14 protein-coding genes are annotated in these 13,462 nt (G+C 52.9%); 9 read left to right on the forward strand and 5 right to left on the reverse strand.

From position 1 onward, the window contains the following. Positions 1–399: 399 nt before the first annotated feature. Entirely contained in the window at positions 400–645 is a 246-nt protein-coding gene (locus tag HUO07_RS07220) for a helix-turn-helix domain-containing protein (protein ID WP_336273428.1), read from the reverse strand. On the opposite strand from HUO07_RS07220, the gene HUO07_RS07225 reads away from it, so the two are divergent. Beyond that, positions 633–983 (forward strand): hypothetical protein, encoded by a 351-nt coding sequence (locus tag HUO07_RS07225; protein WP_176303007.1) that lies wholly within the window; start codon positions 633–635, stop codon positions 981–983. The two genes, HUO07_RS07220 and HUO07_RS07225, sit on opposite strands and share 13 nt — an antisense overlap. 29 nt (positions 984–1,012) lie before the next feature. On the opposite strand, the gene HUO07_RS07230 is transcribed toward HUO07_RS07225, so the two are convergent. Further along, positions 1,013–2,023, reverse strand: coding sequence for an AraC family transcriptional regulator (locus HUO07_RS07230; protein ID WP_176303008.1), 1,011 nt, complete (start codon positions 2,021–2,023; stop codon positions 1,013–1,015). A gap of 169 nt (positions 2,024–2,192) precedes the next feature. Here HUO07_RS07230 and HUO07_RS07235 point away from each other — a divergent pair, with 169 nt between their 5' ends. The 6 genes from HUO07_RS07235 to catA all read left to right on the forward strand — a co-directional run bounded on the left by HUO07_RS07235 (position 2,193) and on the right by catA (position 8,633). Then, positions 2,193–2,669 carry a MarR family winged helix-turn-helix transcriptional regulator gene (locus HUO07_RS07235; RefSeq protein ID WP_176303009.1) on the forward strand — a complete coding sequence of 159 codons (477 nt, stop codon included), beginning with the start codon at positions 2,193–2,195 and terminating at the stop codon, positions 2,667–2,669. Positions 2,670–3,097: 428 nt separating this feature from the next. Beyond that, on the forward strand, positions 3,098–4,600 hold the full coding sequence (locus tag HUO07_RS07240; RefSeq protein WP_176303010.1) for an SLC13 family permease: 1,503 nt from the start codon (positions 3,098–3,100) through the stop codon (positions 4,598–4,600). Between the two features lie 113 nt (positions 4,601–4,713). Beyond that, the gene (locus HUO07_RS07245) at positions 4,714–5,544 is read left to right on the forward strand and encodes a 3-oxoadipate:acetyl-CoA acetyltransferase (RefSeq protein ID WP_176303011.1); all 831 of its coding nucleotides are present in this window, start codon (positions 4,714–4,716) and stop codon (positions 5,542–5,544) included. A 565-nt stretch (positions 5,545–6,109) separates the two neighbouring features. Further along, positions 6,110–7,228, forward strand: coding sequence for a muconate/chloromuconate family cycloisomerase (locus HUO07_RS07250; protein ID WP_176303012.1), 1,119 nt, complete (start codon positions 6,110–6,112; stop codon positions 7,226–7,228). A 73-nt stretch (positions 7,229–7,301) separates the two neighbouring features. After that, positions 7,302–7,592, forward strand: coding sequence for a muconolactone Delta-isomerase (gene catC / locus HUO07_RS07255; protein WP_035565030.1), 291 nt, complete (start codon positions 7,302–7,304; stop codon positions 7,590–7,592). Positions 7,593–7,658: 66 nt separating this feature from the next. Continuing rightward, on the forward strand, positions 7,659–8,633 hold the full coding sequence (gene catA / locus HUO07_RS07260; RefSeq protein WP_176303013.1) for a catechol 1,2-dioxygenase: 975 nt from the start codon (positions 7,659–7,661) through the stop codon (positions 8,631–8,633). Positions 8,634–8,741: 108 nt separating this feature from the next. Here the strand turns inward: catA and HUO07_RS07265 are convergent, their stop codons facing one another. Continuing rightward, entirely contained in the window at positions 8,742–9,644 is a 903-nt protein-coding gene (locus HUO07_RS07265; protein WP_176303014.1) for a LysR family transcriptional regulator, read from the reverse strand. 423 nt (positions 9,645–10,067) lie between these two features. On the opposite strand from HUO07_RS07265, the gene mscL reads away from it, so the two are divergent. Continuing rightward, positions 10,068–10,586: a large-conductance mechanosensitive channel protein MscL gene (gene mscL / locus HUO07_RS07270; RefSeq protein WP_176303015.1), complete on the forward strand. Its 519-nt coding sequence runs from the start codon at positions 10,068–10,070 to the stop codon at positions 10,584–10,586. Between the two features lie 80 nt (positions 10,587–10,666). On the opposite strand, the gene HUO07_RS07275 is transcribed toward mscL, so the two are convergent. Then, complete coding sequence (locus HUO07_RS07275) at positions 10,667–11,929, reverse strand: heme biosynthesis HemY N-terminal domain-containing protein (protein ID WP_176303016.1); 1,263 nt, start codon at positions 11,927–11,929, stop codon at positions 10,667–10,669. Then, the gene (locus HUO07_RS21705; protein ID WP_246286542.1) at positions 11,926–12,741 is read right to left on the reverse strand and encodes a uroporphyrinogen-III C-methyltransferase; all 816 of its coding nucleotides are present in this window, start codon (positions 12,739–12,741) and stop codon (positions 11,926–11,928) included. The genes HUO07_RS07275 and HUO07_RS21705 overlap by 4 nt, the downstream gene beginning before the upstream one ends. A 172-nt stretch (positions 12,742–12,913) precedes the next feature. Between HUO07_RS21705 and HUO07_RS21710 the strand changes: the two genes are divergently transcribed. After that, positions 12,914–13,450, forward strand: coding sequence for a hypothetical protein (locus tag HUO07_RS21710; RefSeq protein ID WP_246286544.1), 537 nt, complete (start codon positions 12,914–12,916; stop codon positions 13,448–13,450). Positions 13,451–13,462: the final 12 nt, after the last annotated feature.

The following is a 13,462-nucleotide window of genomic DNA, read 5'->3' on the forward strand; positions in this document are numbered from 1 at the left end:
TAGCGCAGTCAAAGGCTTTCAAAAACCTCTACGATTTTGGAAGGAGCTAACAAATGGGTCATTGGGGACTAATTCTTGGCTAGCACTCCAAACTAGCCAATTATGCCAACTTTGTGGCTGTAGAAACTCTCAAAACATAATAGAAAATAGGCTCTAGTCTCTGCTCAATCAGCTCAGGCATAAGCAATAGCGTAACAACACCAGCGGCTACACTACGCATTTAAGTAAGCCAGACTGGATGACGGAGAGCAGCGATGGCACTGTCCACGTCAAATATACAGTATATATAAGAAAAACCACTGGCGTATGTCTGAGCATGTCCGTGTGAATGAAAGTATCATTATGCGTATAAACGGCTTAGTACTTAATACTTAGTACTTAGTACTTAGTACTTAGTACTTAGTACTTATGACTATGCTTGCTGCCGAGCCGAAAATCCCTTGGTGAAAGCGCTGTATTGCGCTTAAAAAAACGCGTGAAGTAAGCCGGTTCAGAGAAGCCTAAGCTGTCAGAGACTTGGCCAATGGTCATATTGGTATAGGTGAGCTGGCGCTTGGCTTCTAGCAGTAGGCGCTCATGCAGCAATTGCAGGGCGCTGCGACCAGCGATTTGGCGGCACAGCATATTCAAGTGTGCGCTACTCACCCCTAACTGCTCGGCTAACGCTTCAATGCTGGGCTGCTCGCGATAGTGCGCTTCGACCAGCGCTTGATAGTGTTCTATATGCTGTCGGCCTTTATCGCTTTGGCGTCACCGGCCAATATCTCGATGAGCATATACAGCGTTCACTCGAGTGGGCGCAGCAGGAAGAGGGCGTTGAAGTAATAGCGCTTGACGATGATGAGGCTAGCCGCTGGGATGGCCAGCTCGCTCCGGTCAATGAAACTATCCTGTCGGATGCAGAGCAGCAAGGCCTACCTGCGTATGCCTTTGCAGAACGAATGCAGGAGCTGATCGAGGAGTATCGTACCGAGGCTGAATAAAAAGAGCAGAGGCGATACTAAGTTCAGGGTCAGACGTTGGCCAATTCGTTACCAGTAGTATGTTCGTGATTTGACTGCAGTGTTTGCACGGGGGTCACCCCATAGACCTCCTTGTACTGTGCGGAGAAGTGGCCAGGGCTGTTGATGCCATGTTGCATGATGACGTCGGTGACGCGATGACCGCGAGGGGCATCAAGCAGCGCCTGGTGCACACTCTTCATGCGTTGCTGAGTAAAATAGGCTTTGGGTGAGAGCCCGATAAATTGCTGAAAGCCGTACTGCAGCGTGCGCTTTGATACCCCCACCATCGAGGCCATAGTATCGAGCTCGATACCCTGCTTGAGGTTCTGGTCTATATGGGTTTTGGCGCTTTTTACATAGTGTGGGAGAGGAGAAGGATTACCACTCAAGCGCTGACTATAGTTGTTCATGAACAGCTCCAGCAGGCTGTCATATAAGTACTCTTCCATCAGCTTGATTTGCTGTCGCGGGGCATTTTGCTGGTGAAGAGAGTCGGTGAGACGAGCAAAATACTTGATGGTATCCAGCAGAAAAACCGTGCCGGGATAGTGTTCGGGAAAGTAGTGGTCAAAGATGATCGGAAGATCAATGCGTTGATCGAGCCGACACGACAAGCGTTGCTCCAAATGATGGCGCGGTACTCGAACGATGATGTTATGGCAGTTCGGAGAGGTTTGAATGAGGGCGCGTTGACAGGGGGAGGTGACGGTAACACCTCCCTGAATCATACTGACCTGACGGTCAGCGTATACGATGGTTCCCTGGCCTTCGAGAGTGATACGAAACAGGTAAACGTTCGATTCTTCGACAGGGTCAATTTCGACATTGGCACCATACTGCAGTTCGATAATAGCCAATTGGTCGAAGCTGACCGCACTTAAGCGTGAGGCAAGTCGCGGGCCGTCAAATAAACGCATGCGATGTGGGCACAGGTAGTGGGTAACATGCTCACGAATGATCTCTTGTGAATCGGTGCGCAGAATAGCGTGCTTCTGCAGCAGAAACGGTGTTGTACCCATGGTTCACCTCAACAATGCACCAAGTAGGTGATGGTTTTGGGGTGTGAAGCCGAGGCAATATCGGCTGGGCCAGTAGATGGCACGCGCTATCCTTAGAGGCTCCAGGCGCTTACACTTGAATGGATATATGCTAGAATAATCCACTATTTTTTTGGATGGCGTGCTTCTTATGGTCGACAAGGATGAATTATCGTCTTCCTTTTTTCCTCTTGCCGATGAGTTTCGCTCGCGTGATTTTCCTTTTTATTGGGTCGCGAGGCTGAATGCTAAATACAGCGCTGATGTCGATACACTACTGAAACCACAAGGGCTCAGTTCGTCTAAGTGGCGCATTCTCATGATCCTACATGAACATGGGCGCCTTAGCATGTCGGATATATCAGTACACGCTGTTGCAAAATTGTCAACTATCACCAAAATTGTATATCGAATGCAAGAGTCGGGTTTGCTCAAAACAGAAGCCAGCCCGCAGGATGGTCGCGTCACTGAAGTAGAGCTTACCGAGGCGGGTGAGGCAAAGCTGGATATTGCTCGGCAAGTTACTAGCCGTCTGGTGGAAAAAGCCTTTGCCGATTTCAGTAAACAGGACATTGTTTATATCAATCAGTGCTTAAGTAGGATGTTTCATAACCTAAACGCGCTTTAGGGTCTTGAGGGACGCTGAAATGACTACCACCGCGGCAAAGTGCTTACATTTGCCCTATGGGCTATCTAATGGCCCTGCCTTATTCTGAACGACTCCTTTTGTGCAAACTTCCGCTATGCGCTTGTGCTTAAGCGACACGCGGGTAGTGAAATTGCCACGCTTGTGCAGTAGCCCATCCATTAGTCGTAAACTATACGTGTAATTAAGCAGGATATTCCCTATCCCTTGTGAAAATTACGAATAGGTGAAGCACGGAAATAGTTGCTATTTTATAGTTAATTAACTGATTTTGTTGGATATGTGGGTTTTTCTGTATCCATGTCAATTTGCTCAATTAGGTATACAAATCAACCTGAGAGGTATTGGCGACTCGGCCCATCAGTCGTAACACTCACCTGCACCGTTATTGCTATGCAGGTAAAATGATCATGTCGCATACCACAGGGGCCGTTGAACAAGCGCCCTACGCTGAAGCCTCTGCTTTCAAGCCAATCTCACTTGTAATGGGTATCGTCATTGGCTTGGGTGTTTTCTTCCTTTTGCCTGAAACGCTGGCCTTCAACGCTCGTCTAGTGGCGGGTATTGCCATGCTGATGGCCACCTGGTGGATGACCGAGGCGATACCCATTCCTGCCACGTCGCTGTTGCCGCTTGTACTGTTCCCTTTTTTCGATATTGCCTCGGTCGGTGAGACCGCCTCGCCCTATGCTCACAGCATTGTCTTTCTAGTATTGGGTGGCGTACTGCTGGGCTTGGCAACGCAACGCTGGAATTTACACCGCCGCTTCGCGCTACTGACGGTGCTCACCGTGGGTACTAAGCCGGCTCAAATCGTCTTCGGTTTGATGTTCGCTAGCTGGTTTATCACCATGTGGGTCAGCAATACCGCCACCGCAGTGATCATGGTGCCCATTGGAGGCTCGATCATTGCGCTAGTGAAGTCACTGGGTAACGGTGATGACACGCCCAAGTTTTCTGCCTCTGTGCTACTGGGCATTGCCTATGCCATCACCATTGGCTCCATGGCCACATTGATCGGCCAGCCGCCGATGGCGCTAATGCGGGCCTACATGGAAGACACTCACGGTCTTAGCATTGGCTTTGGCCACTGGATGCTGGTGGGTGTGCCGTTCTCATTCACCATGCTAATGCTGGCTTGGTTTGTGCTTAACAAACTGGTGTTCCGCTCGGAAGTCGAGAGCATCCAGGGTGGCCGGGCGATGATCGAGGCAGAGCTCAAGGGGATGGGCCGACTATCGCCTGAAGAGTCACGTGTATTGATGGTCTTTGCCGGGGCAGTGTTCTGCTGGGTATTCCTGCCTTTAATCGCGAGAATTCCTGTAGTGCAGAGCGCGCTGCCTTGGTTGGGTAACATCAACGATACTAGTGTGGCGATTCTCTCGGCGATTCTGATGTTTGTGATTCCTGCCTCTAATGGAAAAGGGGCGTTGCTGGCGTGGTCGGCTACCCGTGACGTGCCCTGGGGGGTACTGATTTTGTTTGGCGGTGGCCTAACACTCTCAGCCCAGTTCACCGCCACTGGCTTGAGTGCGTGGGTTGGCGAGAGCGTCTCGGGATTATCGGGGTTACCTCCGATTCTGATCCTAGCCATCACGGCTATCGTCATTATCCTATTGACCGAGCTAACCAGTAACACGGCGACGGCGGCTGCCTTCTTCCCGATTATGGGATCTATTGCCGTGGGACTGGGTATCGAACCTTTTCTGATGACCATCGTGGTTACCTTTGCCGTGAGCTGCGCCTTTATGTTGCCCGTGGCGACACCTTCAAATGCAGTGGCTTTCGCAACGGGGGATCTTCCAATCAAGAGCATGATCCGAGCAGGTATCTGGCTCAACGTCATCGGTTTGCTGGTGATTATGGTCGCGCTCTACACCATTGTCCCTTTGGTATTCGATGTCTCTTTCTAAAATGTGGTTGTCAACGTCATTGGCAGCGATTCGGATTTGACGCTGGTAAAGATTCGCTCTATTTTGTTCGTAATAAAAATTAGTGTTCGCAATGTGAACAAGGAGAGGTTTCCATGTCTCAGCCCTGTATTATTTGTGTCGCTATCACCGGCAGCCTGCCGCGCAAAGAGAACAATCCTGCCGTGCCGATTACGGTTGAAGAGCAAATTGAAAGTACTCAGGCGGCGTTCGAGGCGGGAGCTACCATTGCTCATTGCCACGTGCGTAATGATGACCAAGCGCCTTCATCTGACCCGGAGAAGTTTGGTCGCCTAATGGAAGGGCTTAAGAAGCACTGCCCAGGCATGATTATTCAGCTCTCAACCGGCGGGCGCTCCGGCGCCGGTGAGGCGCGCGGCGGCATGCTGTCGCTCAAGCCTGATATGGCCAGCCTCTCGGTGGGCTCCAATAACTTCCCCAATCGTGTGTACGAGAATCCGCCCCAGTTGGTGGAGTGGCTTGCCGATGAGATGCTCACGTATGGCATTAAGCCTGAAATCGAAGCGTTTGATCTATCGCATATCCATCAGGCGGTTGCACTCTCCAAGCAGGGAAAGCTGAAAGCACCGCTCTATGTGCAGTTTGTCATGGGCGTTAAGAATTCGATGCCAGCGGATAAGCCGACTTTTGATTTCTATATCGAGACACTCAAGCGGCTAGCGCCGGATGCACAGTGGTGTGGCGCAGGCATCGGCGCCAATCAATACGTACTTAACGAGTGGTCGATTGCTGCTGGTGGTCATACTCGGACGGGGCTTGAGGATAATGTTCGCCTGAATAGTAATACCCTGGCGCCCTCCAACGCCGCGCTGGTCGAGCGCACCGTAGTCCTATGCGAAAGGTATGAGCGCCCAGTGGCTACTTGGCAGCAGGCGCGTGAGATGCTTGGGTTGAACAATGTGTAAAAATGTTAGCTGCTACCCAATGGTGGGTGAAGGAACATACTCAATCACCATCGGATTGTTGTGCAGTCGTCTTTAAGGTGTCAGAGAGGGCTACTTACTTCGCGATATGTCAGTAGTCACAGGTAATTTTTCATAAAGCAGCCAGTATTATCCTTTTGTCGTAAATGTATTTTGTAGCGCGATGTGGTTGAGAACCCTAGCGGCCGCGGCAAATGGCTGTCGTATCGGGCTAACGGCTGAAGTGCTACGGCATTTCTCATTTCGTTATTTAAGGCATTTATGCTCATTTAGTGATTAGTGGTGCAGCGTTAAGCTGCACCATTTTTTATTGTAGTCATTTGATTTAGTTGAATTTTAATCTATCAGTATTTGAGAAAATATATTTTTAGTTTGTTTTGCACGGTTTAATTTAAGCTACAGCTACATATGAGCGTTAAACAGCAACGCTAATGCTGGGTTGGCGATACCCTTACGGTATGGAAAGGCACTTAAACAATATTGGTTTCTAAAATCAGATGCTACCAAACTGCAGCCTAGCTAATGATTGCCAGACGCTGGAGCCTGCATGTCAACCGTCATCCAACATATTGAGACGCTGCTGGTCGATTTACCGACTATCCGTCCTCACAAACTCTCCATGACCACCATGGCCTGCCAAACCATGGTCATTGTGCGCATGCGCCACTCCGACGGTATCGAAGGGCTCGGCGAAGGCACCACCATTGGTGGCCTGGCCTATGGCCCAGAAAGCCCGGAGAGCATTAAGCGCAATATTGATACCTATCTAGCTCCCTTGCTGATTGGCCAGCCCTCCAACAATGTCCACCAGTTGCGTGCCCGGCTTAACCGTCATGCTCGCGGCAATATGATCGCCAAATCTGCATTAGAAACGGCTCTGTTGGATGCTCAGGGCAAGCGCTTGGGATTGAGCGTCGCCGAGCTGCTGGGCGGCGTACGTCAGGATCACTTGCCCGTACTATGGACGCTAGCCAGTGGTGATACCGCCAAAGATATTGATGAGGCCATGCTGCGTTTAGAACAGCGTCGGCACTGCGACTTCAAGTTAAAAATTGGTGCTAACCCGGTGGATCAGGACGTGCGCCATGTGGCGGCTATCAAGGAAGCGCTGGGTGATCGGGCCAGCGTGCGAGTTGATGTTAATCAGGCGTGGGATGAATCCACCGCCGTTCGCGGTATTCAGGTGCTACAGGATGCTGGCATCGAGTTAATTGAGCAGCCCATTGGCGCTCGTGAACATGCCGGCTTAGTTCGCTTGGCTAACCGCTTCAATGTGCCAATGCTCGCCGATGAGGCGGTGCAAGATGCCCGCGACGGGCTTGATCTTGTGTGCGGCGGCTTCAGTGGTGCCTTTGCGCTGAAGATTGCCAAATCCGGCGGTATTTACGGGGTACTAGAGTTAGCTCACGTCGCCCAAGCGGCTGGCATTGGCTTATATGGCGGCACCCTGCTGGAGGGCACTATCGGTACGGCTGCCTCTCTACATGCCTGGGCAACGCTGCCAGCAATGGCCTGGGGCACGGAAATGTTCGGCCCGCTGCTGCTGCAAGACGACATCGTCGTTTCCCCTCTCAACTACACCGAATTTGGGGTGGAGTTACCGCAAGGGGCTGGGCTCGGCATCACTCTAGATGAAGATAAGTTGGCGCATTACTCACGCAAGTAAACGTCACGTAAGTAAAAGCCGCAGTAAATAAAGCCATCGTTTGTGATCGCCCGCGATGAAAGAGGAGAGCTATATGCTGTTTCAAGTTGAGATGACCGTTAAGTTGCCGCCGGACATGCCTGCCGAGCAGGCAGCCAAGATCAAGGCAACGGAAAAGGCGTATTCCCAAGACCTGCAGCGCCAGGGTAAGTGGCGCCACTTGTGGCGGGTAGCGGGTAGCTACTCGAACGTCAGTATTTTTGACGTGGAAGACAACGCCGAGCTGCAAGAGTTGGTCAGCAATCTGCCGCTCTTCCCCTATATGGAGATCAGCGTCAAACCGCTGTGTCGTCACCCCTCTTCAGTGCGTGATGACGACAGCTAGTTCTCCACATAACACGCCAAATCGTATGACGACAACAACACCCCATAACAAACAGAGGGTTTCACCATGACTGTAAAAATATTCGACACGCCCGAGGTTCAAGACTTCATCAAAACCGTGGCCGGCTTTGATAAAGCCGGTGGCAATGACCGCGCCAAGCAGATCGTCCATCGCCTGGTCAGCGACCTGTTCAAGCTGATCGATGACTTCGATGTCACCGAGGAAGAGTACTGGGCCGGTGTCAACCTGCTCAATGCCCTGGGTAGCCAAACCCAGTTCGGGTTGCTCTCGCCCGGTCTCGGCTTTGACCACTTCCTCGATATGCGTCAAGACGCCATCGATGCCGAAGCCAAGCGCACCGGCGGCACCCCGCGTACCATCGAAGGCCCGCTCTACGTGGCCGGTGCCCCGGAAGCGGAAGGCTTCGCCCGCATGGACGACGGCAGTGATCCCGATGCCGAGGTGATGTGGCTGACCGGTCAGGTGCGCGATGTCGACGGTACCCCGATCCCCGGCGCTAAGGTTGAAATCTGGCACTGCAACTCCAAGGGCGGCTACTCGTTCTTTGATCCCTCCCAGGATGAGTACAACATGCGCCGCACGATCTATGCGGACAGCGAAGGCCGCTACACCGCGCGCAGCATCATTCCCTCCGGCTACGGCGTGCCTGAAGGCGCCCCCACCGATGTGGTGCTCAAGTCCCTGGGCCGTCACGGCGAACGCCCGGCGCATATCCACTACTTCGTCTCCGCACCGGGCCATCAGCACCTGACCACCCAGATCAACCTGGCGGGCGACCCCTACACCTTTGACGACTTCGCCTTCGCGACACGGGAAGAGCTGGTGGTGCCCGCTGAACGGATCGAAGATCCGGCCCAGATCGCCAAGCGCGACCTGGACGGCCCGTTCTCCCATGTGGTGTTTAACGTCGAACTGGCTAAAACCGAAGCCCCTGAGCTGCAAGTGCGTCACGCCCGCCCCCGCGCCAAGGAAGACGAGCAGGATCTCGCCAGCCAGTTGGCGGGTACAGCGAAGGTTTAATAGTCTCGTTAAGTTCCTTTAAATGCCTTAAGGGCTTTAAAGCAGGGCTGCGTTCGGAAGAGATAATGACAAACCCCAAAAGATCCATATTCCACTGAATATCTTAGGTTATGGATAGCGGCCCATGAAGCGATCATCAACAAGCTTGTGTAAAATGGTGGTCGCTTCATCCATGAGAGGGGACGATTTTTCACCTCGGCGACGGCTGCAGACAACAGGTGAGGTAATTGTCTTGTCCGCCAATGCCACATAAGAAATACCGTCTCGTTGTACGCGTTTTACTTCCTCAGGTACCAGCGTAATACCGATGCCGGAGGCGACTAGGCTAAGTGCTGTCTGGACTTCGTTCGCTTCCTGTATGACCTCAACCTTTAAACCTTGTCGGCGGAAAATACCCAGTACCATATCTGCCAAGCTAGGGCGTGGTTTGGCGGGGAAAAGAATGAGTGGATAGCGTGCCAACTCTTCGCTTGTAGGCGTAGTGCCCTCTAGGGGGTGCCCACTAGGAAGGGCTGCAATAAATGGCTCATTGAAGAGTATCTCTTGCTCTACGTCTGGATCATCAATGCGAAGACGTCCAAACCCCATGTCAATACGGCCCGCTTTAAGCGCCTGCACTTGCTGTATGGTCGTAAGCTCTGTCAATGATATTTCTACATTCTTAATGTGACGCAAATCGCGCACCAGCATTGGAATCTGCCCATAAAAGATAGAGGGAACAAAGCCAATGCTAAATAGTGTTCGCTTACTACGTGCCATGTGGCGTGTTGTATCAATGGTGACGTCGACTTTCTCTAAAATTTCTAAAGCACGCTGCTGAAAAAATATACCCGATGGTGTTAAGCGAAGGCCACGCGAGTTTCTTTCAAACAGTTCGACCCCAACTTCCTGCTCAAGCTGTTTCATTTGGCGTGAAAGAGGTGGCTGGGACATATGCAAGCGTTTAGCGGCACAGGTGAGATTAAGCTCTTCAGCGACAACGCAAAAGTACCTCAGGTGGCGTAATTCCATAAGAACTCCAAGGTATGAGTAACTTCTTAACTAATGGTGGCATTTACCTTCGGTGGCTTCCAATCAGGCTGCATTGCTCAAACAACCGGGCAATCTGCTACTAGCTAGGTGAGGTGCTATAACGCTACCAGTATTTACGCACTTGAAAGCTAAATAACGTCTAAGACTTTAGTAATGCAAGGTAGTCACAAGAGGGGGAGAGCTTCCGTGTACACCTATTCGCTGAGCTTTCAGCAACGACTCGTATAGCTTGGTTAGTCGCTGACACATAGTTGCACGAGAAAGGGGCTTCAACGCATTTATAATGCCTAGTATCGAACCGCAAGGAAATTACTTGCCGCCTAACACACCCTAGCCCATGCTTTTGGCAGGACGCTATAACTTAGGGTATTGGTTAAAACGAAACGCTAGGACGTCGACAAAATGACAAAATTCTTCCAGGAATTCAGAGAGTTTGCGGTAAAAGGCAATGTGGTCGATATGGCGGTGGGCATCATCATCGGTGGGGCGTTTACGCTGATTGTGCAGAGCCTGGTGGCGGATGTGATGAACCCGCTGATTGGGTTGCTGGTAGGCGGCGTCGATTTTTCGAACCTGTTTGTGGTGTTACGCCAAGGAGTGGTCGCTGGGCCTTATGCAACGCTTGGGGATGCGCAAGCCGCTGGGGCGGTGACATTGAACGTGGGGCTGTTTATTAATGCGGTCGTCAGCTTTACGATTGTCGCTTTCGTGGTGTTCCTGTTGGTGCGCACCATCAACCGGTTAAAGCGCGAAGAGGCGGTGGCGCCTGCGAGCCCTACAGAGCAGCCTTGCCCGTATTGTTTAATGGTGGTGCCGATCAAAGCCACACGGTGTGGACACTGCACGGCGGCCTTGCCGTCCCCAGAGGCATCGGCTGAACTTTTGTCTCCCCAGCCCACTGAAACGCCGGTTGCCAAGTAATCATCTAACGCAAAAAGGTGCCTGTTCAGGCACCTTTTTGCGTGTTCTAAAGCCGCTTTTTCAATGATAGAAAAACTAGGTTAAGCGCGTTTTTTGGCCGCTTTCGTATCCGGCTTTTGACTATCGCTCGCATCGCTTGGTTGGGGCAGCGAAGGTAGCGATTTGGCCAGCATTTCGACGCTGTGGCGGTAATAGAGTTGGCTTTTGTTATGCTCGCCAAGGCTTGCATAGAGGCGGGCAAGCTCAGCACATACCACGCCATTGGGGCGTTGACGTTGGCTGGCTTCGAAGTACTCCTGCGCTTTTTCCCACTGGCCAACACGCAGCGAGAGACGACCACAGGCGAGCAGCAGTTCAGGATCATTGGGGCGTTCCTGCAGCCACTTCTCAGCTTTCGCCAGTTGGCGTCCTGCGTCCACATTCAGCAGGCCATAGCGTTTCACCAAGCGCGCGTCCCAGTGATGATCCAGCGAGTGGTTGAGCAAACGCTCGGCAATCGGCTCTTCGTTAGCCTGAATCAGCGCTTCAGTGTAGAGCACGATTAGCTCGGTGTTGCCGCGCAGGTAGTCGGGCATGTCGGCCCACAGCCCACGCACTCGCTCAATGTTGGTGGGGTTTTGCGCTTCAAACACGATCAGTTCGCGGTAGGCTTTAAATTCCAGCTGCTCACGCTCTTGCTGGGTAATCAGCTTTTGCGCAGCTAGCCTTGGAATCAAGCGCCGTAGGCCTTCCCAGTCGTTGACGCTCAAATGCACCTGTTTGAGTAGCTTGAGTACCTGCGGGTGGTTCGAGAGCTTTTTATCCAACCGGTTCAGGATCGCCAGCGCCTCTTCCGGCTGCTGACGCTCAATCATCATTTGCGCCTGCATCAAGCCCACCGCGGTATCGGCGCCGTCGGTGGTTAGCTGCGCTTGGTTGAGATGCTCTTGGGATTTCGCGTGATGCCCTTGGTAATGCGCGGCCAGGGCCGCCGAGAGGTAGTTGACCAGCGGTGTGCTAGAGTCGTCAGCGGCATTCACCAAGGTCTTTTCGGCTTTTTTCCAGCGGCCTTCGGTGAGCGCTACCAAACCACGCTGAGTGCGCTGCATGGCGCGGCGGTTGCGAGCACGGCTGTTCCAGGTGCGAAAGCGCCCCATGGGGCGAATAATGCCGCTGAGTAAGCGCAGTACAAAGTGCAGCACGACAAACGCCGCGAACAGCAGGACTAGGCCAAACCAGAAAGAGGTTTGAATAGATGAGTCGCCCACGCGGATCAGCCAGTAACCGGGTACCGACATCATCAGGTGCCCAAAGAGGGCCCCGACGGCAAGCCCGGCGACAATGAGGAGAACGAGCTTTCTCATGCATCACCTCCGCTTTGGCCACGCGTCTCATAGCGGTTCTCGATAAAGCGTGCCAGTTCCTGCTGAGAAGCGCTGATATCCGGCAGCTCCGGTTTAACCTCGGCTTGCTGTAGCTCCTCTAGACGAGTAATAACGCTTTGCGTCTCTTCGCGAGTGGTGTCGTAGTAGTCGTTTAGCAGCTGTAGCGCTTTATCGATACTCGCGTCATAAAGCTCTTTTTCTTCATTGAGCAGGGCTAGCTGAGTCTGCTCCAGTACTAAGCGCAGGCTTTGGCGCAGGTAAGACTCTTGCTCCGGGGTAATCAGTGCTTCCAGGGCTTCGTCGTGGTGGCGAACCACCACCAAGTCTTTGAGCTCTTCACCGAAACGCGCTAACTGGCGCTGGAACGTGCCGGTAGGCGGCTGCTCGATACTCGAAGTTACCGCCTGCTCTTCAATTTCTTGCGAGAGACGCAGTTCAGAAATGCGCTCCTGCTGCGCATTCAGTGCTAGGTAGAGCCCTGTACGGTCAACCTGGGGCACGGCGTCAAGCGCGGCTAGCTCATTGGCAATCGCTTCGCGAACGGGGGTCAGCGCGGGGTTATCCGCATCGACCAAACGTGCATCGGCAGTGCGCAGTAGCGCGGCGGCGCCATCAACGTCGCCTTCTAGCTGCAGGCGTTGGTTGGCTAGGCGTAGTAGATAAGCGGCTTCGGCGTGCAGCCATTCGCGCTCGTCTGTGTCCTGTTCTTGAGAGAGTTGGTCAAGCACTTGGCCTAGCGTCTCGTCGACATCACTACGGTAGCTGTCAAACTCACTGCGCAGCTCATCCATGGTGCTTTGAATTGCTTCATTGCGCTCCGCTTCACCACTGTCTAAACGCGACTCAAGGTCGCTGACCGCCTGTTGCGAAGCACTACCTTCAGCCTGTTGCGCCAGTTCGTCGAGGCGTTGTTGCTGGCTTTCAAGACGCTGCCAGCCTTGCCAAGCAACAAACGCTAAGGCAATGGCTAAGATAAGTACCAGGGCGATGGCGAGACCGCTGCCCTTTTTACCGCTATTCCCGCCGCTATTGTTTCCACCGCTACTATTTCCACGACCACTGTTTCCACCACTAACATTTCCACTACCATGGCCCGCGCTGCCAGCCTTCTCAGTAGCGGGTTTTGAAGCTGTGGAACCTGAAGAAGCGTTAGACGAGGTGTTTGAAGAGCTTGGTGCAGCCGCGCTCGGCGAAGCTGTGCTGCTGCCTTTAGCCGTGCTGGAAATCGTCGTCGGCGTGGCATCCGCAGGTTTTGCCCCCGCCTGTGAAGTGCCGGTCACGGCAGGGTTCTTTTCTGAGGCGCTGTTTGAGGTGCTATCTGAAGAGCTAGTAGCAGTTGAGCCCGTATTCTGGGATCCTTTTCCACGCCGCCGTGAACGACTATTTTTAGCCCCACTATTAGTAGACGGTGTTGCTGAGCTAGACGGGGGAGACTGCGTGCTAGGCTCAGTGGCGTCGGTAGTGGAAGCTGCTTTGTTAGTCGTCGTGGGGACGCCTTGAGAGGCATCGGCG

Origin of the sequence: Vreelandella maris (assembly GCF_013371085.1) — a bacterium.
GTDB classification, from domain to species: Bacteria; Pseudomonadota; Gammaproteobacteria; order Pseudomonadales; family Halomonadaceae; genus Vreelandella; species Vreelandella maris.